We start from the raw sequence: 23,248 nt of genomic DNA, 5'->3' as shown, positions 1-23,248 counted from the left end.
ACAAGGGAGACAAGGGGAGCCACTGCGCCCTTGCGGGTTAAGAGCGTTGTAGCACGTGGCGTGGACAAGGGAGCTGATAAGTGTAGGTTTTTTATAAAGCAATGAGTGATGACTATAAAACTAACGGAATAATCATCGTTTTATAAATTCTTACACCCTTAAACCCTTATACTCTTACACCCCCATCTTACGTATCGCCGCCGAATACTTCGACGTTGGTAAATAGACAAACGGGTGAACCATGTCCTACCCAAATAGCTTGGTTTGGTTCTCCTTTACCACAGTAGGGAGTACCGTACATTTCCCAGGTTGAGGAGTTTCCAACTTTGGTTAAGCTGTGCCAAAATTCTGGTGTTGTAGCTCGATAGTTAGGATTACGCAAGGTTTTGGTTAATTTTCCGTTTTCAATTAATTTAGCGTACTCACAACCAAATTGAAATTTATAGCGGCGATCGTCTATTGACCAAGAACGATTAGCTTCCATGTAAACGCCGTGTTCGATGTCAGCAATTATTTCGTCAAAGGAAGCTTTACCTGGTTCTAAATTTAAGTTTGCCATGCGATCAATCGCGGGTCGATTCCAAGAACAAGCACGCGCACAGGCTACTCCTGGGATACCTGCTCTTTTTTGGCTTTCTAAACTACCTAAACCTCGCAATAGCACACCTTCCTTGATTAAATATTCTCGTGTGGCGACAGCACCAGTGTCATCGTAACCATAACTAGCTGATTCGCCGGGTACAGTGGGGTCAAAAGTGATATTCATCAGGGGAGAACCATACACCAAAACCCCAAAATCATTTTTGTTGACAAAGCTACCACCAGCGTAGTTGCGCTCATCACCTAAAATTCGGTCTAATTCTAGGGGATGTCCCACACTTTCATGAATTTGTAGCATCATTTGGTCTGGGGCTAACACTAAATTAGTGCGTGTGGTTGGACATTCTGCTGCTGTTAAAAGTTCTACTGCGCCCTCTCCGATGTGCTGCACTTTTTGCCAAAGATGATCGGGTTCGAGTAATTCCATACCTCCTTGGAAATAATTGGCTTCCCAGCCGTTATTGGTGCGCTGCTGGATGATCGCGCCATCTTGGGCGATCGCTCCATAATGGGTACTAAGAAACAGAAATTTTTGATAAACTTCTGAGCCGTTGCTGCTGACAAACCATGTTTCTCGTTCGCCTGTATTCGCACCAGCTGTAGTTTTGACGATTTGTTCGGAAACTTTGAGGTTTTGGCAAATACGGACGAGCAAATTGTTGATTTCCCCTGCACCTAGAGCATCTAGTGGTTCAATAAATGGCGAAACGTATTCACCAACTACTTTGGGACGTTCGCTAGCGGCTTGGAACGGATGTATCCACCACTGTTTAGCTGCAAGTGCTTGTTGATACGCTTTTTCGGCAGCGTTTTGTAAACTTGTCAGTTGGAGAGAATTAGTCGCTGCATAGCCCATACAGCCGTTAATCATGACTTCCAGCATGGCTCCTGTGGTGGCAGATTTACCGTGGCGTTGGGGTAAGCCATCACGGACAGCACGGTGAAAGAATGTTTCTTTGACTACTCTGATGCCGAGCCAATCAGCAGGAATATTGATGTTAGCGATCGCTTTTGTTAATTCAGACCACATTTAGAAAGTAAAAAGTAAAAAGTAAGCTCAATTCTCAAAAAGGTGACTACATATTTCAATTTTAGAGGCGCACGGCTGTGTGCCTTTCCAAACATTATTCATGTGTAGTGAAATTTTTGGGAATTGTTATAAGACCTTTAAAAATAAAGGATCAATTTTTATTTAATTATGAATCATTTATAGTTATTTAGAAAATATTTCTAGCAGCGATCACTACATCAGAAAACCATATAACTGGAGTTTAGAAGACCGTTCGTGGGTCTGTAGTGACCTGATTAAACAACGCTATCAAAGACGTACTCGTGCTGGAGGAACAATTATGAAGCCGCTGTCGCGTCTATGAATTTTGGATTGACTCCCCTCCCCCATTCCCCCAATTTGGGGGAATGGGGGAGGGGTAGCCCTGTCAAGGTGACAAATAGCCGGATAATAAGGCCATGCGATCGCAACAATAAAATGCCAAAAAAGCAAAATGCCAAAAAAGCGATACTCAGATAAATATCAACGCAGCTTGTAATGTTAACTGATAACTGTTCATCCTGCTGGGGAACACTGAACTTATCCTTAAGCCTTTCAGTGTGAAGTGATGAAAGAGACTGTCTCCAAAACAAATGCGATCGCTGTTTGCAAACGTAGTGGTATAGCAATAAGTTATATCTTATTGGGTTTATTAGCCCTGCCAAGTTTGGATACTGTAGTTCTCGCAAATCCAACAGAAAATAATCATACTCCCACACCCAAAATTCTGAATGTTGATCCGTCTGAACTCACTCCTTCTTACCCAGCAAGCGCGCCACCGGGAAGAGTAGATCCCTTACCTGATGATCGAAATTTAATTGAAAACGTCCAAGAAACTGATTATCGTGTCAGTGCATTGCAAGCAGATTATACTGGCAATCTCTGGGTAGCTTCTTGGCGCGGATTATCTCGAATTGACCCCAATACAGGCAAAATATTAGCTCGTGTCAGTTTACCAAACATTGCTATTGCCGCTTTAGCCCAAGATAAAGTCGGGCGTTTATGGGTAGGAACCTATGAAGGATTAAAGCGAGTAGACCCCCACAGTAACGAAATTACAGCCCAAAATTTATTTTTGCCTTCCAAGCGAGTTTTATCTTTGTTAGTTGACAAACGGGGTTATTTATGGGTGGGGACAGACAATGGCTTATCGTTAATTAGTCCCGACCAAGGCTTAATTATGACTACGTTAAAAAATTTACCTGGTGTTAGTGCTAACGCCTTAACTTTAGACGTAGAAGGTCAACTTTGGGTAGGGACACTGGATGGAGTAGTACGAGTTAATACCGCTAATGCTTTTATTATGAAGCGAATTGATAATTTACCAGGTACAACAGTACAAGCTTTAGCTACAAGTCCTGATGGTTTAATTTGGGCAGGAATGCCAAATAATTTGCTAGTGATTAATCCAAAAACTGGTGCTATATTGCGGTCAGTCACTCGTTTGCGGGGACGTGACGTGAAATCAATACGTTTTGCAAAAGATGGGAGTGTGTGGGTCGGTACCAACAATGGTTTGCTACGATTGAATCCAAATACTGGTGCTGTACTAGATGAAGTTCCTGGACTTCCTTCTAGTCGTGTACTTGCCCTTGCTCCCGATGTTGGTAATAAATTGTGGATTGGTACGACCGAGGGTTTAGCTTGGTTAATGCCAAAAATGACAACTGCAAAGCCCCATCTTGCTTTTACTCGCGCAGTGAAGTAGGGATAGGGGATCAGGGATCGGGGATCGGGAGAAGTTCTCCCTTGTCCACGCCACGTGCTACAACGCTCTTAACCCGCAAGGGCGCAGTGGCTCCCCTTGTCCCCCTTGTCCCCCTTGTCCCCAATCCCCAATCCCCAATCCCCGATCCCCAATCCCCTAATCCAAAATGGCAATCACTACCCGACAATTAATTCAATACAAACAACAGGGACGTCAAATTGTGGCGTTGACTGCTTGGGATTATGCGATCGCCCAACTTTTAGATGCTGCTGGTGTAGATTTAATCTTGGTGGGTGATTCGATGTCAGTAGTGTTGGGGTATGAGACAACACTACCTCTTACCCTAGAAGAAACACTCCACCATGCCAAAGCTGTACGACGTGGGGTGAAACATGCTTTGATGGTCGTAGATTTACCATTTTTGACGTATCAAGAAAGTGTTCGACAAGCTATGCACTCTGCTGGACTGGCACTGAAAGAGGCGGGGGGACAAGCTGTCAAACTCGAAGGTGGCTATCCGGCGATGGTAGACACTATTGCTCATCTGGTGCAAGCCGGAATTCCGGTGATGGGCCATGTGGGTTTGACGCCACAATCATTCCATCAAATCGGTTTGCGCCAACAGGGAAAAACCGAGACAGATAGGGAACGAATTTTACAAGAAGCGATCGCTCTTGAACAAGCGGGTGTGTTTTCTATAGTTTTAGAGCATATCCCCAGTGACTTAGCATTTGAAATTACCCAAAAACTCAGTATTCCTACGGTTGGAATTGGTGCAGGTATCCATTGTGATGGACAGGTATTAGTCACATCTGATGTACTCGGACTCTCGGAAAAACAGCCGCCCTTTGCGAAAATGTATGCAAACTTGCGCGAAACGATAACTCAAGCTGTGCAAGATTATAGTTTTGAAGTCAGAGAACGCAAGTTTCCAGAAAAAGAAAAAGACTAGTGGACAATCGCATTAATTAAGAAGGTAAATACGTTTGTAGTCAGGACTTTAGCCCTCTCATTATTCAAGCACGCGCATTGCTTGCTACAAACCTATCAAAACTTTTGCGATCAAACGCTAAAGGCTAATAAATAACCAATATAAAATCTAATTCCGAAAATCCACGTATTTGGGATTAATGTAAAATTCAGGTGTAGACTCTTGCAGAACTAACTTTTTCCTTTGCTTTTTATTTTTGAGAATGTTCAAATAGTTATCAGCGTAGCGAAAAGCAGATGCACAATCGTAAGTAGCAATAGCTATAGCCTGTAAGACAACCTTAGTGGGGGTTTCAAACCCTGAAAACTTTTGGATTAACTTCAATAAATCCTCATCGGTTGCAGGTGATGTAATCTCTTTTACCTGTTCTGGCTCATCAAAAATATCTTCAATTAGTGGTTTGGACATTTAGCACCTCCCCAAAAGCGTAGGATGCAAATCCTGTGATGAAATTGAGCTGTTGATCACGAGTTTGCAAGTTTTCTGGGAGTTCGATACAGGGACATCCTATCTCCCTCAAAATCTCCAAGCAATATGCACTAAGTTCCTCGTATGAAGCTTGCTCCCACTCCAGAGCGACTCCTTTTGCCATCTCCAGATTGACTCGGATTACCGTCCTTGCAGGGTTTGTCATAAATTTACCCTAATAAAACTGGATAATTTAAGTTTTGATCAGAGCCGTAATTTTGCGTAACAGTGTTTTTGCTGAATTTATCTGAAGAGGGAATTAGAGAATCAGCGTATTTACGGAAAAATTTAGACATTGCACAAGTCCAGCAAATAGCACAGCAAACGCCACCAAATAGATTTCTTGCAGAAGTTGGGGAAAAGGTTAAGGGGTAAGGGAAAATAACAATCGTAGCTCTTCCGTAAGGGGACTCCCCTCAAAACATTCAAAGCAAACACCTACCCCTACAACCCTTTTTCCCAGAACTCAAAATCTTAACTGAACTGTATGATTTCGTGATCACGTTTTGGTTTGATCAGAACCGTATTCAGCTAAAACCACGCACTAGATTGCTTCAAAAACTCCTTTTCGTCTGCGGTTGAGGTTCTTCCTAAAATTGCATTTCGGTGGGGAAAACGCCCAAAACGTTCAATCACTTCCATATGACGAATTGCATACTCAATACAAATAGCGCTATCAGGATCGTCACTTAGTTGTTGAAATAATTTTACTGCTTGACGCTGATGTTCTAAGTTTTCACTGTGTTCAAAAGGTAAATAAATAAACCAACGGTGTACAGGTAGCAATTTTTGATCGTAGCCTTGAGCAACAGCATGATGAGCTGTTGAAAGTGCTTCCCAGTCAGTAGCAAAAGCTTCTGGAGTATCACGAAACATATTACGAGGGAACTGGTCTAGCAGTAAAATTAGTGCTAGACAAGATTCCGGAAATTCTATCCAGTCGTCTAAGTAACCCTCTGCTGCTTTGTGATAATCTTTAGCAAACCTAGTTCGCAATTCTTCATCAACTTCTGGTTTCTTACTAAACCAAAAATCTTGCGGTTTACCGTAACTGGGTTGATTGGCCTTACCAAACCAAAAGTCTAATATTTCTTGTGCCTGTGTCATTGATATTACTGAGAAGTACAAATAACTTGTCGCATTTTACGCATATTTGCAGGCAATTCAAAATTCATTGCTTGTTGAATAAAAATAGATGGGATGGGGATGTTAGGAGTCGCTTTTACCGTATAAGTTAGCAAAGTGCCATTGGCATAATCTTGTAAGTGTAACTCGGCGCTGAAGTCGTTAAAAGTACCTTTCTCTAGTCGAAATTGCACTCTCTGTCCTAATTCTTCTATGACGCTTAAGTAAATTTCCACATGTGCTGTGAAAAACAAGAAGGCTTTTTGTGCCGCTTGATACAGACGCTTGACTTCACCTCGTTTATGCAAAACCTCACTTTTAGTTATATCGGGAAAATACTGTACCCAACGAGGGTAATCTGTGATTTGTGAAAAGACTTGCGATCGCACTAATGGTAAATACATCCAAGCAGTGACACAACCGCCCCATGACGTATGTGATCCCATTTCTGTAAAAATTTCACCCTGTATGATCTTCTGTTGCTTGTCTTGACTCCAAGTCATTGGTAAGCCTTTGGTAAATGAGTCTGAAATATAAGATGCAGACATAATGTTTCACTCACTCCTCAATAAAGTCAATCGTTTTTGGAAAAAATTAAAGGTGAGCTAGTGCTAGCTTGCAGCTTCCTTTTTTCCTGAACTCGACTTTTACACAAATTCTGGTTTAAAGTTGTAATCATCTCAATTGATTGAGTATATTCGACCAATTCTAGTTCCAAATCAATATATATAATTTCCGGAAATACTTTTTATCCCGGTGATTATGTCAAATTTTCATCAATTTTAAGTGATTCTAATCACAGATTAATTTAAGTACTTTTACTTAAATTAATCAAAGTCTGCCATACATTCGTCCAAAGTGTTGCTTATTCATGGATAAAATTACCAAAATTAAGATGAAGGCTGAAGTCTGAAGGATGTCCCTGACGGGAAGCCACTAACTATGGTCTGCGTGTAGGACTTGGTGCAATTAGCTACTCCGTATCAAGCAGCATCGGCTGAAAAATGAAAAATTTCACACTTCATACTTCATAATTAATAATTCAGTTGTTGAGTTAATAGTCATTGATATGAGTCAATCTTCTTCTAAATTAAATCGCAGATTAACCCAGCTTGTTGGTGTAATTCTTGGTATTACAATTGCCATTTGGGTATTAAGGGGATTTGGTGTACTGACTTTTCTGCCTGGAGGAATTATTTTACTCTTGTTAATGGTAGCGATCGCAATAGGTATTCTCAGTCACTTACAAAAAACCTGGTGGCGTTTCTAAACTACGTCAGTTAAAAACCAATTATGAGTAGCAGCAATTCACAACAAAAAAGCAAAGGAAACATTCTCGTAGTTGATGACTGCTGGGAACATTTACAAGCTTTATCTGCTACTTTGTCCCAATACGGCTATGCTGTGCGGAGTTTAATTACAGGTTCGATGGTATTAGAAGTTGCAAAATTGGCTTTACCGGATCTAATTTTGCTTGATATAAAAATGCCAGATATTGATGGATATGAAGTTTGTCAACAACTTAAAGCAGATAAAACAACTTCTCATATTCCGGTAATTTTTATCAGTGTCTATAATGATATTTTTGACAAGGTTAAAGGTTTTAAAATTGGCGCTGTCGATTACATTACTAAACCCTTTCAAGTAGAAGAAGTTTTAGTACGTGTAGAAAATCAAATTATTATCCAAAAACTCCAACAGCAACTTAAACAACAAAATGAACAGTTGCTGTTGGAAATGCAAGAATGTCAACGCATTGAAGCAGCCCGAAAATTGCGTGAACAGTATCTCACAGCGCTTTTAGAAGTACAGCATCGGTTATTGTCGTTTGATGGCAGCGACAAATGCTATCAGGATATTATGCCAATTCTTGGGACTGCTTCTAAAGCAAGTCGTGTCTACATGTTTGAAAATCATCATGGAGATGATGGTAACTTGCTCATGAGTCAACGGACTGAATGGTGTAGTGAGGGTATTCAGCCGGAAATTGATAACCCGATTCTGCAAAACTTATCATATCAGGAATATTTTCCTCGCTGGGCTACTTTACTACCAAAGGGCAAAATTGTTTCTGGTATCGTTGCAGAATTACCCCCATCAGAACGGGCAATTTTAGAACCACAAGGTATACTTTCAATTTTAATTTTGCCAATTATTGCTAAAGGAGAGTTTTTAGGTTTTCTTGGCTTTGATAACTGTGTAGAATCACACCTTTGGGAAGCTTCGGAAGTAGCTTTTTTGCAAGCAGCCGCAGGAGCTATTTCTATAGCCTACGAACGATATAAATCAGATTTAGAATTACAAAAGCAATTAGAACGTAGTAATCTTCTGAGACAAATTACCGATAAAATTCGTTCTGAATTAGACACACAAATTATTATCAAAACTGCGATTAAACAAATAGGTGAGGCTTTCGGTGTTAGTCGTACACTCATTCATACTTACGTAGACTTGCCGACTCCTCAAATCCCCATATTAGAAGAATTTTTGGCTCCTGAGTGTACCTCCCTCAGCGATTACAATATACCTGTAAATGGGAATCCCCACGCTCAACAATTATTGGCTCAAGATCAAGCTATTGCAGCTAATAATGTTTATACCGATCCACTGTTAGAAAATGCTCAAGAGTTATGTCGGGAATATAATATTAAGTCTATACTCGCAGTCCGCACTTCTTATAACGGGCAAGCAAATGGCATGGTTTGTTTACATCAGTGCGATCGCTATCGCAACTGGAGTCTAGAAGAAATTGAACTATTAGAATCAATTGCTGCTCAATTGGGAATTGCGATCGCCCAAGCCAAACTACTAGAACAGGAAAAACAAGCCCGGATAGAATTAGAGCAAGAAATTCGCGATCGCCTCAACGCCGAAGCAGCTTTACGACATTCTGAAGTCAAACTAGCCTCAGCCTTTCGCTCATCTCCCGATCCCATAGCCCTGACCACTTTTCCAGAAGTCCGCTACATTGAAGTTAACGATAGCTTTTGTAGATTTTTTGGCTATTCTCGTTCGCAGATCATTGATCGCAACTATCAAGAATTAAATATCTGGGCGAATCAAGAAGAATGTGCCATGCTTACCCAAGTTCTGCACCATACAAAAGCAATTCGCAATCATGAAATTGAGTTCCGTACTGCTACCGGAGAGTTAAAGACGACACTGTTTAGTGCTGAACTAATTGAAATTGACGGACAACAATATTTACTTGGTACAGCTCATGATATTACAGAGCGCAAGCAAGCTGAAAATGAAAGCCGTTTGCTGTTGCTGACAACCCAAGCCATCAGTCGCGCTGTAGATGTAGACAATGCTTTAGCCCTCGTCCTGCGCCTCATTTGTACAACTATCAATTGGAATTTTGGCGAGGCTTGGATACCTACTGAGAATAATACTACTTTGGAATATAGATTAGGTTGGTATGGACGCCACAATAACTTAGACGAATTTTGCCAGTACAGCCAGGTGATCAGACTTGAAAAAGGGATGGGACTACTGAGGCGAGTTTGGCGCAAACAAAAGCCAGAATGGATAGAAGATTTTTCTGAAGTGAAAGATTCAGCTTTTGTAGAATTGTCCATAGAAGGAGACACTACTACTGGTGAAGACGCTTCTTGGGTATCTGCGCGATCGCCAATCGGATTAAAAGCTGGTTTTGCTGTTCCAATATTAGCTGGTAATCAAGTAGTCGCTGTTTTGACCTTTTTTAAAAGTAGCTCCCATGCTTTGGATCGCCGTTTGCTTTATTTAGTGGGTGCTGTCGCAGCTCAATTAGGGGCGCTCATTCAACGTAAACAAGTAGAAGCAGCCCATCGTCAAAGCGAAGAACGTCTACAACTAGCACTAGCAGGGAGCGATTTAGGGTTATGGGATTGGAATATCAAAGCTGGTAAAGTCTATCGCGACTGGCGATGGAAGAAAATGCTGGGATACGAACCACAGGAAATTTCAGATGATTCCCGTGCTTTTGCTCAACTGCTGCATCCAGATGATGTAGAGCCAATTAAATTAGAACTAGATGCCTATTTGCGTGGTGAAAGTCCCGCCTACGAAGTAGAATTTCGCCTGCGTACTAAATCCGGTGAGTGGAAATGGATACAGTCTCGCGCTCAGGTATTTGAGCGTGACGAATCGGGCGAACCGCTACGGATGACGGGTACACACAAAGACATCACCGAACGTAAAATCCTAGAAAGGGAATTAGCCTTACGGGAAGAACACCTCAATGCTTTTTTTTCCTGCGCTCCTGTAGGCATGAATATATTAGATGATCAATTGCGATTTGTGCAGATCAACGAACTGCTAGCAAATATTAATGGTCATTCCCAAAGCGAGCATATAGGCAAGACTATTTGGCAGATGGTACCCGAAGTAGCTCCTTTTGTAGTACCAATTTGTCAACAAGTCCTGCAAACTGCGAAACCCATTCTTAATATAGAAGTGAGCGCTCCATTACCTTCGGAGTTAGATATTATACGGCATTTTTTGACTTCTTACTTCCCCATTTTTGGAGAAGACATCCGCCCTTGTGGTGTGGGTACAGTGGTGATAGAAATCACAGATCGTAAACACACTGAACTAGCTTTGCAAGAAAGTCAACGTCGTTACCAAACTTTAGCAGAAGCCTCACCTGTAGGCATTTTTCACACTGATCATGAGGGCAAGTATCTTTATGTGAATCAGCGTTTTAGCGATATCACCGGGCTTGCTGCCAAAGCTGATGTGAATAAATATTGGCATGAAATTATACATGTTGATGATCGCGATCGCGTCTTTGCCCAATGGCAAGCAACGATATCAGCGAAAAAGTCTTTTTATTCAGAGTATCGTTTTGTACATCCCAACGGTACGGTGATTTGGGTTATAGGTCAAGCCTTACCAGAATTTGGAGATGATGGTGAATTTAAAGGCTACATTGGCACAGTCACAGATATCACTGAACTTAAACTTGCCGAAGATGCCTTGCGTGAAAGTGCAGACAGAGAAAAAGCCATCACCCAAGTGATTCAGAGAATGCGCCAAACATTGGATTTGGCAACAATTTTTACTGCGACGACTCAAGAATTGCGGCAAGTACTGAACTGCGATCGCGTCGTGGTGTATCGCTTTAACTCTGACTGGAGTGGGGAATTTGTCGCCGAGTCAGTCGGAAGTGGTTGGGTATCGCTCATCGAACAACACCAAGATGAATCCGAACTCACAGAAACTACTATCCAAAACGAACGCTGTACAGTCAGAACTCTCAGTAGTGGAGATAACCAAGTAGTTGATACCTATCTCCAACAAACCCAAGGCGGTGCATACACCAGAGGTGGAAGTTTCCTGTGTGTACCAGATATTTATACGGCTGGTTTTGATCCCTGTTACATTAATCTGTTAGAACGCTTTCAAGTCAGGGCCTACATAACAGTGCCGATATTTTGTGGGAATCAACTTTGGGGGCTACTAGCTAGTTATCAAAATTCTAGTTGCCGCCACTGGAAAAAAGGAGAAATTAACATTGTCGTGCAAATTGGCAATCAATTGGGAGTTGCTTTGCAGCAAGCAGAATTACTAGCGCAGACTCAACAACAATCAAGCGCACTCCAAAAAGCTGTGATCGCTGCTGATGCTGCAAACCGTGCCAAAAGTGAATTTCTTGCCAACATGAGCCATGAATTACGCACCCCACTGAATGCAATCCTTGGCTTTACTCAAGTCATGACTCGTGACAGAACTCTCTCCAGTGAAAACAAACAGAACCTGGGAATTATCAATCGTGCTGGCGAACACCTGCTCAATTTAATTAACGACATTCTGGAAATGTCTAAAATCGAAGCCGGTAGAACCACATTAAATTTGTCTAGCTTCGATTTAATTTGTCTGTTGGACAATCTCCAAGAAATGTTGCACATGCGTGCTGTAGCTAAAGGCTTAGAATTGGTATTTAAATATGGACCCGAAATTCCCAGATACGTGAGAACCGACTCTAGTAAACTACGACAAGTTTTACTCAATGTCTTAGGAAATGCCATTAAATTTACTGAGACTGGTAGTGTGAAACTACGGGTTTTGCTCAGAGATGGGGATCAAGATTTCACCCTACCACCTCATCACAACACACCCGTTCTCTGCTTTGAAGTCATCGACACCGGGCCTGGTATTGTAGCAGAAGAAATTGACTTACTTTTTCAAGCTTTTGGACAAACTGAAACAGGTAGAAAATCACAGCAGGGAACCGGGTTGGGTTTAGCAATTAGCCGCAAATACGTGCAGCTGATGGGAGGCGAGATCAACGTCAGTAGTACTGTGGGGGTAGGAAGTGTATTTTCCTTTTATATTCCGATTGCGATCGCTTATGTTGATGAAATTCAAACCACTGCTTCTGTTTCTCAGAAAGTGATTGGTTTAGCACCTGGTGAACCGGAATACCGTATTTTGGTAGTTGATGACGCTAATGATAGTCGTTTGCTACTCGTAAAATTACTAGGATCTATAGGCTTTTCTGTTAAGGAAGCTACAAATGGTCAGGAAGCCATCTCTGTTTGGGAATCCTGGAAACCTAATCTCATTTTCATGGATATGCGAATGCCGATCATGGATGGTTACGAAGCCACTAGGGAAATTAAAGGGAGGGAAACAGATGCGGTGCAAGGACACGGAGACATGGGGGACATGGGGGACATAAATGTGTCAGCGCATCTTCCGATCACCAGGTCTTCTTCGCATACCGTCATTATCGCCCTCACAGCTAATGCTTTTGAGGAACAACGACAGGCGATGATCTCAGCTGGGTGTGATGATTTTATTAATAAACCCTTTCGTGAAGAATTATTACTAGAAAAACTCGCCCAATATCTGAGGGTGAGATATCTTTTTCATGAAGAGAATCAAGAAGACATATCACAAAACGAAACAAATACAGAGACTATTTTAAATTCCCTTGATCTGGTTGCTCTATTATCAGAAATGCCAAGTGAGTGGTTAACACAGATGCATTATGCCGCAGCGCAATGCAGTGATGATTTGATTATAGAGTTAGTTAAGCAAATTCCTGCTGGTAAATCTTTGCTGAGTAATTTCCTCACCGATTTAGCTGAAAACTTTCGGTTTGAGAAAATTATCGAATTAGTTGACGCAGTTAAGTAGTCGGCACAAATGTAGAGACGCGTTCGCTTTTAGCGTTCCCGCAGGGTAATTTCGCGTCTAGTTAGGGTCGTCATTGGTCATTGGTCATTTGTCATTGGTAAATGCGATCGCTCTTACCCATGTCAGGAGATACTAGAATGTAAAAATTTCATCCACAATGAATGAGTTTATGAGTAAATTCTTACCTGATGTTGAGCAAATTATGCGATATTCCCGTAGTTTGATAGTATTATGTTTATTCTGTCTGGTTCTTGCTTGGTCATTACCAGCGCAAGCTGCTACCCGTGTTAACCCCCAACTCGAAGAACAAGTCTTAGAAATTATCCGTAAGCACCCAGAAGTAATTATCGAATCTGTTCAAGCTTATCAACAGCAAAAAGAACAGAAATTAGATAAAGTACGACAAGGATTTTTAGAGGATTTAAAAACCAATCCTCAAGCAGTAATTGCTGATTCTCCGACAATTGGCTCAAATGAATCAAAAACTATATTGGTAGAGTTTTCTGATTTTCAATGTCCCTATTGTGCTGAAGCTCATCAAACTTTAAAAAAACTGCTAGCAAAGCATCAAAAAGATATTAAATTTGTTTACAAACACTATCCTTTAACTCCAATACATGCTGAAGCGATGCCAGCTGCAAAAGCAGCTTGGGCAGCACAACAACAGGATAAGTTTTGGGAATATCAAGATGAGTTATTTACTAATCAAGATAAGCTAGGTGAATCTTTATATGTAAATATCGCTAAAAAACTGAATTTAAATTTAGCAAAATTTAACCAAGATAGAGAAATTGCTAATACTGCCATTGAAAAAGATATACAATTAGCTCAAAAATTAGGGCTTTCTGGTACACCATCTTTTATTATTAGCAGTGAAAAAGTTTCTGGTGCTGTACAGATATCTGACCTGGAAAATATTTTAGCGAATGCTAAGTAGTCGTCATCAACTGCGTAGCTTATCACTTCTTGGCAGTTACTCCGGAAAGTTTTTCTATTGCTGTGAATCTCAAAATATATTGACTCATCGCTGCCAAGTACTGAGGTTATTAATGCATCGGCTACTATCTTGGATTTTTACCTCTATTCCCATAATTACAGGCTGTTCTGCAAATCAAGTGCTTCAGCCTGATTTTATAGCTATAAAAACTCCTGTTGCAATTTCTAATACCCAAAGGCGGGGAGATTATCTTTCGCCATTGGAACAACAAGTAATTGTGGAAATGAACAAGGCGAGGACTGATCCTAAAAGTTATATAGCTGTACTCAAAAATTACAGAAGCCGCTTTGTAGGTAATCAAGTCCGAATTTCTCAAAATGTCTATTTACAAACTCAAGAAGGTGTAGCAGCTGTTGATGAAGCGATCGCCTATCTCAACTCAGTTCGTCCTGTGGGTGCTTTGAGTGCATCTAAAGGTATGTCTCTAGCAGCTAGGGATCATGTTAAAGACCAAGGTGCCAAAGGTGCAACAGGTCATGATGGAAGTGATGGAAGTGATCCCTTTACACGTCTGAATCGCTATGGAAGTTGGAAAATTACTGCTGGTGAGAACATTAGCTACGGTTCGCACACAGCCCAAGATATTGTCATGCAGCTAATTATTGATGATGGAGTGAGCGATCGCGGTCATCGCATAAATATTTTTAACCCAAATTTTAAAGTTGCAGGGGTGGCTTTTGGGATTCACTCCACATACAGGCAAATGTGCGTTATTAATTATGCTGGAGGGTATATGGAAAAATCTGTTTGACACTCTCTGGGCTAAAAGCCACAGAGATTCTTGGTTCCACGAGTCCACTTAAACTAGATGCCTTGCGTTATCTAACCCAGAGGTGGTTCTCTCCCCAAGCTTTGACTTTCCGTCTGCCCGACGGTAGTTGTATTTCTACAAAATTTGTTTTTACTTGCTTGTAGTTGAAGCAAAAAGCTGATCGTTTAGTTCCCTTAAAGATTTTACCTATTCCAGGGTGGAAACTAAAACTGCGGAATAGAACCCCATATCTTCAGTTGTCAAGGTACAGCGTCTGCTTGTTAGGCAGCAACCGGGTTTTTAATGTGGTTGATTACCCTACCACATTAATGAGATTACCACTTGCACCCTCAAGGGTGCAAGTGGTTTTCATCCCTTGCCTCAAGGCGAAGGATTTTCAACCAACATTCTTATAAAAACAAAGGCTAAGAATCATGGGCGATCGCTCTGTTTTCCAAAATTCCCCAGCCATATCCCTGAACGTCCAAATTCAAGGTCAGGGGTTCCCCATTCTCTGTTTACATGGTCATCCTGGTTCCGGTTCTAGCCTTTCTGTTTTTACCAATCACCTCTCTCAACGCTTCCAAACTGTTGCCCCAGACCTCCGTGGCTATGGCAAAAGTCGGTTTAATGGCAATTTTGTCATGAGTGACCATTTAAATGACTTAGAGAGCCTGATAGACCGCTTGCAGATAGAAAAATGCTTGATATTGGGGTGGTCGCTAGGTGGCATTTTGGCTATGGAATTGGCACTCCGGTTATCTGAGCGCGTGACTGGGTTAATTTTGGTAGCAACTGCTGCTCGACCGAGGGGAAACCATCCACCGATAACTTGGCAGGATAATTTCTATACCGGAGTCACTTCTATTTTGAATTTAATCAAACCGGGCTGGGAGTGGAATATTGAGACATTTGGCAAGCGATCGCTATTTCGCTACCTCATTCAACAACATACCCCCACTACCTACAAATACATAGCCAAGGATGCTGTGTCGGCTTATTTACAAACCTCAGCGTCTGCAACTCGCGCTCTTTACACGGCAATCAAAGCAGGTTACAACCGCCTTGCTGACCTTGAGCAAATTCACTGTCCTGCTCTAGTGATGGCAGGTTCTCAAGATCGCCACATCACACCCGATTCTAGTATAGAAACAGCCCGACACTTCCCAAATTGCCAGTGGCAGTGTTACGCCAATACTGCTCACCTTTTCCCGTGGGAAGTTCCCAATCAGGTATTGAGCGATATTGATCATTGGTTGGAGGCCCATCCAGAAACAGTCAAGAATCATTAGTCAATGGTCAATGGTCAAAAGTTTTTGACTTATGTTAATTGACAATTGACACTTGACTCTTGAGCAGCCTTATTTATACTTGACCGCTAAAGACAGGCTGTACTTTGCGGTCAATCAATTCCCCCAAGTCTTCAGCAATTGTCAATACATCTGGTTTACAGCGTTTTACATCTATAGCTATTCCTTGTGCGCCTTCCTGTTCCAAATCTTCTACGTAACCTTTAACAGCTGCTTTTGCTTCTGTTGAGCTTAAAAACGGTCCAAAGTAGTATGTACATTTGGGATTCTGTGTAACAATTTCTATCCACCAAGCCAATCCCAAAGTATCGAATGCATTAGCGAAAAATTCCCTAGATTGTTCCCAAATAGTTTTCATGGTTTGCGCCAGTTTATTAACGTTGTATTGGGTCTTAAAGGTTTGTTGTAGTTGTGTGCTTTACATTTCTTTATACTCTGTTACCACTGTTTTTCCAAGTGGTTTTTTGTAGTTTATCGAAATGTAGCGTATTTTTTTCCCAGCGTTGGCGATAAATTTCATACAAAGCCATCCCCGCTGCAACTGATGCATTCAGGCTAGGAGTCTTACCCTGTAAAGGGATTGACACTAAAACATCACAGCAACGTTGTGTCAACAAACTTAGACCTTCTCCTTCAGATCCAACTACTAAAACGATCGCACCATTAAAATCCACTGTTTGTATTGGTTCGCTACCCTCACAAGCAGTCCCGTAAATCCAGAAGCCGGCAGTTTTCATTTCTTCCAAAGCACGGTGCAGATTAACTACTCTCGCAACTGGAAAATGTTCTAAAGCACCTGCTGCTACTTTCATGACTGTGGAAGTGATCCCAGATGCTCGTCGTTGCGGGATAATCAATCCTTGAGCACCGATTGCTTCTGCTGTCCGAATAATTGCCCCTAAGTTATGGGGATCAGTGATCCCATCAGCAGCAACTATGACTGGATTGGTTACAGTTTTGGCGTTTTCGAGCAACTCGTGAAATTCTATGTAGGTATAGGGAGCAATTTGTGCTGCTATACCTTGGTGATTTCCCCGGTTAGTAATTTGGTCTAAGCGCTTGGGTTCTACCTCATCAATGATCGTGCCATTGTCCTTGGCTTGCGAAATCAAAGAGTGAAAGCGATGATCGTAGCGCAGGCGGGAAGTAATCCAAATCCGGTTCAGCAAGCGTTGACTTTCCAATGCACTCAAGACTGGATAGCGACCATAGATCAGGTCACTATCATTATCTTGTACATTCTCTTGTGCATTCTCTTGTAGTTTATATTGTGGTTGTTGTTTCTGGTTTGGTATATCCACTTTTTTAGTGGAAGTGCGAACAATATTAGGAACAACGCGCTTGCTTTTTAATTTTAGGGTTTGTCCCCGATTTCTTTCACCAGAAGTGATAATCTTTTTCGTGTTGTTTGCCATGGGATTGTTTGGGTTATGCGTAGGAGTGGGCATCCGATATTGAAAAACTTAAAAACCATAAAACTTTTTTGCTTGAATCTAGCGATGACGACCTTTTTCGGTGTCCACAAGCTGTCATAGTCAGTCTAAACTCATAACCTCACACCATATATCGAAGCATAAATAATAAGCAATTCTAATTTTATGAGGTTGTTTTTCTTACTACTTTTCTAATTGCAGTTGTTGCAATAGTTCAGTTAAACGTAGGTAATCAGTAAGATATAGATAGCCGATTAAAGTCTCTAGGCTAGTTGCTTGTTGATATATTTCCGGGTTTAGCCGTTTAGGACGTCCTGTGGCGGCATTACGGCCCCGTCGGACTATTTCTAATTCGCTGTGCCGCAGATGAGGAATAAGCGATCGCAAATGCAGTGCCTGCTTTTCTGCCCTGACCTGCGCCACTACCAAACGATGGTAATTTTCGCTTCGCTGCGGCGGCAGCAGATAATACATCCTAACATAAAGTTCGTATACTGCATCTCCTAGATATGCTAAAGCAACAGGAGAAAGTTGTTGTAGTTGTGCTTGGTCAATGTGCTGTGGGAATAAATTTTCTATAGTTGCTCGCATCAATTGCCAACAAGACGAATCTAACACCCCAGATTCACCTTGTTCATTCAATAAGTTTTCCTCCTTTGATTTCACAAGCTCATTATTCCTTGAAGACTATATTTGGGAGGTTGGGGATGGTGCATTTGTTTTAGCAGATCACTGTTCTCCCAATAGACCAGCTTTATTTAAGATTAGAATGAACTTTGAGATTGTGAAGTACCTAATTTTCATTCTTTATAGTTTTTTTGGGATTGTCACTTGTCATTTGTCATTTGTCAAGAGTTAAACACCAACAATCAACAACTAACACTCAAAAACCAACCTAACTTCTCAGCAAACACAAAAATTAAGCTATCCAGATTGAACATCGGATAGCTAATTTTATCAGCACAGTCAAGCTATCAAGAAGGGTTCTTGACGTTTTCTAAAGCTTCATCAACTGATTTTTGCAGCATCAAAAACTTTTCTAAACGGACAAGCTTGACTGTTTGAGTGACGCGAGCATTAGTGACGATCTGCAAAGTACCTTCAGCATTTTGCGCCTGCTTGGCTAGTTGCACCAAAGCACCCAAGCCGGAACTATCAACAAAGTCGATTTGTGAGAGATCCAGAATAATGTGCTTGGGACCCTCGTCAATCTTGCTTCCTAATACTTTGCGGAACGTCGGTTCCGAAAACGCGTCTAACAAACCTGTGAGGCGGAATAGCTGACAGTTATCCCGGACTTCACGAGTACCTCTCAGGCTAACGGTTAGGTTTAGTGGTTCAGCAATAATTCCCTCCTCATATTCATAATGAACGCTCAAGTATAGATGGTTTTGGTAGATGTTGTCTACATTGGGGATTAGGGATCAGTGATCAGTTAGCTAGAGACGCGATTCATCGCGTCTGTACAGTTATCAGTTATCAGTTTCCTTTGTCTGCTCACTGTTTACTGTTTACTGTTCACTGTTGACTGTTGACTGTCTGTTGTTCCCAATCTCGCACTTTCTCCATTTTTACTTTATTTTTACCTCATTAGAACTGTTTGCTGTTTGACGAGCTGCGCGCATTGCTTGCACGAAATTCTCAAACAGGTAATCAGCGTCGTGAGGACCAGGAGAAGCCTCTGGGTGATACTGCACAGAAAATATCGGTAGATTCTTGTGACGTAATCCAGCAACAGTGCGATCGTTCAAGTTTAGGTGGCTGATTTCTACAGTTGTCTGAGGTAGGGTATCTGGGTTAATAGCAAAACTGTGGTTTTGACTGGTAATTTCCACCCGTTTTTCTAAACCTGCTGGCTGATTCAAGCCACGATGCCCAAATTTTAGTTTATAGGTTTCTGCTCCCAGTGCATGACCCAAAATTTGATGTCCCATGCAAATGCCAAACATTGGTTTTTGAGATGACAGTAAAGCTTTGGCAGTCTCAATACCTTCGGTGACAGTTGCGGGATCACCAGGACCATTAGAGAGAAAAATCCCATCTGGATTATATTTGAGAATTTCCTCTATTGGGGTGTGGGCTGGAACAACAATAACTCGACATCCGTAACTTGCTAGACGACGCAAGATATTACGTTTGATGCCAAAATCTAGAGCCACAACGGTGAAAGTTTCTTCAGAATTAGTTTTTGCTTCTGGGTTAAACTCCCAAACTGGATCAGTGGTTTGTGACCATTCGTATGCCGTTTGGGTAGTTACTTCACGGACAAGATTTAATCCATTCATTGCAGGAGCTGCTAATACCCGTTCTAGCAGTTCTGCTTCGTCTAAAATTTCTGTAGAAATGCCACCATTCATGGCTCCAAAAATGCGGATTTTGCGGGTTAAGGCACGAGTGTCTATGCCGTAAATACCTGGTATTTGGTGCTGTTTGAGGTAGTCTGGTAAAGATTGCGAGGATCGCCAGTTACTCGGTCGGGTACAAATATTGCGCGCGATCGCTCCCCGCACATAGGGTCGATCTGATTCTTCATCCTCTGGATTTACACCTGTGTTACCCAATTCTGGATAAGTAAAAACTACTATCTGACCACAGTAACTAGGATCTGTCAGGACTTCTTGATATCCTGTCATACCGGTGTTAAATACCACTTCCCCGATAGCAGTGCCTGTAGCACCAAAAGACCAACCGCGATAAGTGGTTCCGTCGGCAAGAACAAGTAAGGCAGGTATTGTGTCAAATAATGCCATAGGCTATTAAGTCGAAAAAGTGATTGGGGATTGGGGATCGGGGATTGGGGCAGGTAGGGGTCCCCTTTGGGGATAAGGGGCAGGTGGGGCCCCCTCTGGGGATAAGGGGCAACAGGGATCGGGACAAGGGAGAAAAACTCATGACCAATGACCAATGACCAGTCCACAGCGAAGGATAATTATCTCATAAATTTATCATTTGAATTGATTTGTCTGCTTGCGGTACAATAGCCACAGACCAAATGATCCCGGAATATATTTTATCGGCAACGGCATTCTCTTTAAATTAAAGATATAGTGCATCTTTTATTGAATTCTGATATAAGCATTATTCCAAAGTATCGTGGGTGTAGGGGAAGGTATGCGTTCTAAACAATTATGCTTCAGTCTTTGTTATCCCAAGCCACGCTAATATTTCTTTCCACCACACTGGCGATTTTTGCTGTTGCTTGTCGTGAAGACAAACAGGTTGTTGTGGATCATGAGGAACAACAACCAGAAGCAGTAGAAAATAGTCCGCTCGCTTCTGGTGAGAATACACCATTACCAGCAATAAGTCCACAACCACAGCAATACCAAGCTTCTGAAATGCAATCCGATACTTTTGAGTTAGGGTTGGATAAAGCAGCTAGTGCTGATACTATCAGTCAATCTGCTCAATCAACAGAAGATTGGAATTTAGTAGTTAGTCAGTATGAAGATGCGATCGCGTTGATGAAACAAGTAGATCGGCAAAGTACTTTCTTTCCCAGCGCTCAAGACAACATCATCCAATATCAACGCCGGATTAAATACGCTCGACAGCAAGCCTTTTCTCGCAAGGAACCATCGCCAAAAGTAACAACACAAGTACAACAACAACCTTCCAGGATAGTGCTTGTTGTTCCTCAACCTTCTGCTAAACCAGCAATTCTCCAAAAAACCAAACAACCAACAACTAACAACCAACAACAGGTATTTGTAGCACCCACTACACAGCAGCGCAATGAACCTGTGGTGTTTGTCGCCCCGATTAAACGACGAGTTGGGGGGACACCAATAATTGATGTTACTTTTAATGGCAATCAACAATTTGAGATGATTTTGGATACGGGAGCAAGTGGTACAGTCATTACCCAAGGTATGGCAAATGCCTTGGGGATAGTACCTTTTGGGAGAGCGAAAGCGAATACAGCCAGTGCAAAAGCGGTGGAATTTCCCGTTGGTTATGTAAATTCCATGGAAGTTGGCGGGGTGAGCGTCAAAAAAATTCCGGTGGCGATCGCTGGAACAGAATTAGAAACAGGACTTTTGGGACACGATTTTTTTGGTGACTACGAGATCACCATCAAGCGTGATGTGATAGAATTTCGCCCACCATCTTACTCTGGGCAACTCAATCCTGTAGAAACTCAACTAACTGTTCCAACTTCGTCCAAGCCGCACCACTCTGAAGTATATCCCTAGCCAATTGTATACCTTGAGCGTGATCCAATAATGGGATTGCTCCACCCACTTGCAGCGCTAACGCAGTATTTAATACTACTACATCCTGCTGTGCTTGTGTCCCCTTACCTTGTAGCACCGCCTTCAAGATATCCGCATTTTCTTGGACATCACCACCCACGAGTGCTGTGAGATGAGCAGGGGTTAACCCCAGTTCCTGCGGATTTACTGTAGTTAATGTTACTTCATTTGCCGATAATACAGCCAAATCAGTAATATCACCTAAACCAGCTTCATCCAATTTTTCTCGTCCGTGTACTGCGATCGCTTTTTGTGTACCCAGTAGCTGTAAGGCTTGAGCAATTGTTGCTAATAATTTGGGATCAAATACCCCAATCACTTGCCCTGTGGGACGTAAAGGATTCACCAAAGGCCCAAGTAAATTAAATACTGTCCGCACCTTGAGACTCCGCCGCAACGCAGCAACTGACTTGAGGGCTGGATGCCAACCAGGAGCAAACAAAAAGGTAATTCCCACTTCTTTGACTGCTGCTTCTACTTTCTCACCAGAACAGCTCAGATTTATACCCAAAGCCTCTAACACATCCGCACTACCGACACGACTGGATGCCGAACGATTACCATGTTTCGCAACAGGTATACCACTCGCAGCAGCCACAAAAGCAACAGCTGTAGAGATATTAAATGTTGATGCTCCATCTCCTCCAGTACCGCAGGTGTCGATGAGGAGATCGGGGAAAGGGGATTGGGAAAGAGAAATTCCTCCTTGTCCCCCATGTCCTCCTTGTCCCCCTTGTCCTCTAAGAGACTGAGATTGCAAAACTCCAGCCATTCCCGCTAATTCCTCAGCAGATACGCCTTTGCAATGTAGTGCAGCTAAGATCGCTCCCGATAATTCCGGGGGAATAGCCTCACTTAGCCATCCTTGCATCAACTCTGCTGCTTGAGGGCGAGATAAAGACTGACGTTCTAGTAATTGTTGGAGCAGGTTAGACCAGATCGCAGAAGATTCTTGTCCAGGCTGCGAAGAATGGTTCATAAACAAGTCTATTTAATAAAAATAAATCGTCATAAATCAAAATTAACTCGAAAAGGTATCGAGTAGTAGTCTGTCAAATTAGTTTTGAGGTATAAAGCAACTAAATTCAGTTCGCAAGTAAATACACGTATATAAAATTTTAAATTTAGCTACACTGATATTTTTAAAAAATCAAGGAAAAACTAGGTGTATTTAAACACTAGAACTAAGTGCTGAGTTCATAGTTCTCATTCCGCAGCAACAGTCAGAATACAAAATCAGTCAACAGTGAACTTGTTGAAATGACTCTTACCCAACTAAATAAGCTGATAAGTTCTAAAACACAGATTTTTAATATTTAATTGTTAATTTTAGGTGACATAAGCGGTTGATCCCCTATGATCCCCTAATATACATTGTCCTACATAATAGGAGATTTCAAACAAGATTTAGGATCAGTTTAACTCTTGCGTAT

The 23,248-nt window shown here is 41.8% G+C and carries 19 protein-coding genes; 8 read left to right on the top strand and 11 right to left on the bottom strand.

Going from position 1 to position 23,248, the window contains the following annotated elements; genetic code table 11:
- Positions 1–187 precede the first annotated feature (187 nt).
- On the bottom strand, positions 188–1,630 hold the full coding sequence (locus tag ACE1AT_RS15125) for a TldD/PmbA family protein (RefSeq protein WP_374869676.1): 1,443 nt from the start codon (positions 1,628–1,630) through the stop codon (positions 188–190).
- Between the two features lie 586 nt (positions 1,631–2,216).
- On the opposite strand from ACE1AT_RS15125, the gene ACE1AT_RS15120 reads away from it, so the two are divergent.
- The gene (locus ACE1AT_RS15120) at positions 2,217–3,356 is read left to right on the top strand and encodes a two-component regulator propeller domain-containing protein (RefSeq protein WP_374869673.1); all 1,140 of its coding nucleotides are present in this window, start codon (positions 2,217–2,219) and stop codon (positions 3,354–3,356) included.
- Positions 3,357–3,522: 166 nt separating this feature from the next.
- Positions 3,523–4,308 (top strand): 3-methyl-2-oxobutanoate hydroxymethyltransferase, encoded by a 786-nt coding sequence (gene panB, locus ACE1AT_RS15115; RefSeq protein WP_374869671.1) that lies wholly within the window; start codon positions 3,523–3,525, stop codon positions 4,306–4,308.
- A 147-nt stretch (positions 4,309–4,455) separates the two neighbouring features.
- Here panB and ACE1AT_RS15110 read toward each other — a convergent pair whose 3' ends face one another.
- From ACE1AT_RS15110 to ACE1AT_RS15095, 4 genes are all read right to left on the bottom strand, one after another.
- On the bottom strand, positions 4,456–4,755 hold the full coding sequence (locus ACE1AT_RS15110; protein WP_374869669.1) for a hypothetical protein: 300 nt from the start codon (positions 4,753–4,755) through the stop codon (positions 4,456–4,458).
- Positions 4,736–4,981, bottom strand: coding sequence for a hypothetical protein (locus ACE1AT_RS15105; RefSeq protein ID WP_374869667.1), 246 nt, complete (start codon positions 4,979–4,981; stop codon positions 4,736–4,738). Before ACE1AT_RS15105 ends, ACE1AT_RS15110 begins: the two co-directional genes overlap by 20 nt.
- Before the next feature lie 365 nt (positions 4,982–5,346).
- The gene (locus ACE1AT_RS15100; protein ID WP_374869665.1) at positions 5,347–5,922 is read right to left on the bottom strand and encodes a DUF924 family protein; all 576 of its coding nucleotides are present in this window, start codon (positions 5,920–5,922) and stop codon (positions 5,347–5,349) included.
- Positions 5,923–5,927: 5 nt separating this feature from the next.
- Positions 5,928–6,488, bottom strand: coding sequence for an SRPBCC family protein (locus tag ACE1AT_RS15095; RefSeq protein WP_374869663.1), 561 nt, complete (start codon positions 6,486–6,488; stop codon positions 5,928–5,930).
- Between the two features lie 521 nt (positions 6,489–7,009).
- Between ACE1AT_RS15095 and ACE1AT_RS15090 the strand changes: the two genes are divergently transcribed.
- The 5 genes from ACE1AT_RS15090 to ACE1AT_RS15070 all read left to right on the top strand — a co-directional run bounded on the left by ACE1AT_RS15090 (position 7,010) and on the right by ACE1AT_RS15070 (position 16,108).
- Positions 7,010–7,210, top strand: a complete 201-nt coding sequence (locus tag ACE1AT_RS15090; RefSeq protein ID WP_374869661.1) for a hypothetical protein — start codon at positions 7,010–7,012, stop codon at positions 7,208–7,210.
- A gap of 23 nt (positions 7,211–7,233) precedes the next feature.
- The gene (locus tag ACE1AT_RS15085; protein WP_374869659.1) at positions 7,234–13,068 is read left to right on the top strand and encodes a PAS domain S-box protein; all 5,835 of its coding nucleotides are present in this window, start codon (positions 7,234–7,236) and stop codon (positions 13,066–13,068) included.
- Between the two features lie 169 nt (positions 13,069–13,237).
- Positions 13,238–14,005, top strand: a complete 768-nt coding sequence (locus tag ACE1AT_RS15080) for a thioredoxin domain-containing protein (protein WP_374869657.1) — start codon at positions 13,238–13,240, stop codon at positions 14,003–14,005.
- 112 nt (positions 14,006–14,117) lie between these two features.
- On the top strand, positions 14,118–14,816 hold the full coding sequence (locus ACE1AT_RS15075; RefSeq protein ID WP_374869655.1) for a CAP domain-containing protein: 699 nt from the start codon (positions 14,118–14,120) through the stop codon (positions 14,814–14,816).
- A 434-nt stretch (positions 14,817–15,250) separates the two neighbouring features.
- Positions 15,251–16,108 (top strand): alpha/beta fold hydrolase, encoded by an 858-nt coding sequence (locus tag ACE1AT_RS15070; protein WP_374869653.1) that lies wholly within the window; start codon positions 15,251–15,253, stop codon positions 16,106–16,108.
- 73 nt (positions 16,109–16,181) lie between these two features.
- Here ACE1AT_RS15070 and ACE1AT_RS15065 read toward each other — a convergent pair whose 3' ends face one another.
- From ACE1AT_RS15065 to carA, 5 genes are all read right to left on the bottom strand, one after another.
- A complete protein-coding gene (locus ACE1AT_RS15065) occupies positions 16,182–16,484 on the bottom strand; it encodes a DUF1816 domain-containing protein (RefSeq protein ID WP_374869651.1) in 303 nt (100 codons plus the stop codon).
- Between the two features lie 70 nt (positions 16,485–16,554).
- Positions 16,555–17,541, bottom strand: a complete 987-nt coding sequence (gene rlmB / locus ACE1AT_RS15060; protein WP_374869649.1) for a 23S rRNA (guanosine(2251)-2'-O)-methyltransferase RlmB — start codon at positions 17,539–17,541, stop codon at positions 16,555–16,557.
- Between the two features lie 201 nt (positions 17,542–17,742).
- On the bottom strand, positions 17,743–18,225 hold the full coding sequence (locus ACE1AT_RS15055; RefSeq protein WP_374869647.1) for a Mini-ribonuclease 3: 483 nt from the start codon (positions 18,223–18,225) through the stop codon (positions 17,743–17,745).
- Between the two features lie 308 nt (positions 18,226–18,533).
- On the bottom strand, positions 18,534–18,938 hold the full coding sequence (locus ACE1AT_RS15050; RefSeq protein WP_016858418.1) for an STAS domain-containing protein: 405 nt from the start codon (positions 18,936–18,938) through the stop codon (positions 18,534–18,536).
- A gap of 192 nt (positions 18,939–19,130) precedes the next feature.
- On the bottom strand, positions 19,131–20,309 hold the full coding sequence (gene carA, locus ACE1AT_RS15045; protein WP_374869644.1) for a glutamine-hydrolyzing carbamoyl-phosphate synthase small subunit: 1,179 nt from the start codon (positions 20,307–20,309) through the stop codon (positions 19,131–19,133).
- A 378-nt stretch (positions 20,310–20,687) separates the two neighbouring features.
- Here carA and ACE1AT_RS15040 point away from each other — a divergent pair, with 378 nt between their 5' ends.
- Positions 20,688–21,755 (top strand): TIGR02281 family clan AA aspartic protease, encoded by a 1,068-nt coding sequence (locus ACE1AT_RS15040; RefSeq protein ID WP_374869642.1) that lies wholly within the window; start codon positions 20,688–20,690, stop codon positions 21,753–21,755.
- On the opposite strand, the gene trpD is transcribed toward ACE1AT_RS15040, so the two are convergent.
- Positions 21,685–22,794 carry an anthranilate phosphoribosyltransferase gene (trpD, locus tag ACE1AT_RS15035; protein WP_374869640.1) on the bottom strand — a complete coding sequence of 370 codons (1,110 nt, stop codon included), beginning with the start codon at positions 22,792–22,794 and terminating at the stop codon, positions 21,685–21,687. The genes ACE1AT_RS15040 and trpD overlap by 71 nt on opposite strands.
- Positions 22,795–23,248: the final 454 nt, after the last annotated feature.

Source organism: Pelatocladus sp. BLCC-F211 (assembly GCF_041928655.1).
In the GTDB taxonomy this organism is placed as follows: Bacteria; Cyanobacteriota; Cyanobacteriia; order Cyanobacteriales; family Nostocaceae; genus Pelatocladus.
This window is presented reverse-complemented; position numbering and strand designations above follow the sequence as displayed.

Coding starts and splice junctions, on each gene's coding strand:
- ACE1AT_RS15125 (WP_374869676.1), bottom strand. CDS start 1,630: ATGTGGTCTGAATTAACAAAAGCGATCGCTAACATCAATATTCCTGCT.
- ACE1AT_RS15120 (WP_374869673.1), top strand. CDS start 2,217: ATGAAAGAGACTGTCTCCAAAACAAATGCGATCGCTGTTTGCAAACGT.
- panB (WP_374869671.1), top strand. CDS start 3,523: ATGGCAATCACTACCCGACAATTAATTCAATACAAACAACAGGGACGT.
- ACE1AT_RS15110 (WP_374869669.1), bottom strand. CDS start 4,755: ATGTCCAAACCACTAATTGAAGATATTTTTGATGAGCCAGAACAGGTA.
- ACE1AT_RS15105 (WP_374869667.1), bottom strand. CDS start 4,981: ATGACAAACCCTGCAAGGACGGTAATCCGAGTCAATCTGGAGATGGCA.
- ACE1AT_RS15100 (WP_374869665.1), bottom strand. CDS start 5,922: ATGACACAGGCACAAGAAATATTAGACTTTTGGTTTGGTAAGGCCAAT.
- ACE1AT_RS15095 (WP_374869663.1), bottom strand. CDS start 6,488: ATGTCTGCATCTTATATTTCAGACTCATTTACCAAAGGCTTACCAATG.
- ACE1AT_RS15090 (WP_374869661.1), top strand. CDS start 7,010: ATGAGTCAATCTTCTTCTAAATTAAATCGCAGATTAACCCAGCTTGTT.
- ACE1AT_RS15085 (WP_374869659.1), top strand. CDS start 7,234: ATGAGTAGCAGCAATTCACAACAAAAAAGCAAAGGAAACATTCTCGTA.
- ACE1AT_RS15080 (WP_374869657.1), top strand. CDS start 13,238: ATGAGTAAATTCTTACCTGATGTTGAGCAAATTATGCGATATTCCCGT.
- ACE1AT_RS15075 (WP_374869655.1), top strand. CDS start 14,118: ATGCATCGGCTACTATCTTGGATTTTTACCTCTATTCCCATAATTACA.
- ACE1AT_RS15070 (WP_374869653.1), top strand. CDS start 15,251: ATGGGCGATCGCTCTGTTTTCCAAAATTCCCCAGCCATATCCCTGAAC.
- ACE1AT_RS15065 (WP_374869651.1), bottom strand. CDS start 16,484: ATGAAAACTATTTGGGAACAATCTAGGGAATTTTTCGCTAATGCATTC.
- rlmB (WP_374869649.1), bottom strand. CDS start 17,541: ATGGCAAACAACACGAAAAAGATTATCACTTCTGGTGAAAGAAATCGG.
- carA (WP_374869644.1), bottom strand. CDS start 20,309: ATGGCATTATTTGACACAATACCTGCCTTACTTGTTCTTGCCGACGGA.
- ACE1AT_RS15040 (WP_374869642.1), top strand. CDS start 20,688: ATGCTTCAGTCTTTGTTATCCCAAGCCACGCTAATATTTCTTTCCACC.
- trpD (WP_374869640.1), bottom strand. CDS start 22,794: ATGAACCATTCTTCGCAGCCTGGACAAGAATCTTCTGCGATCTGGTCT.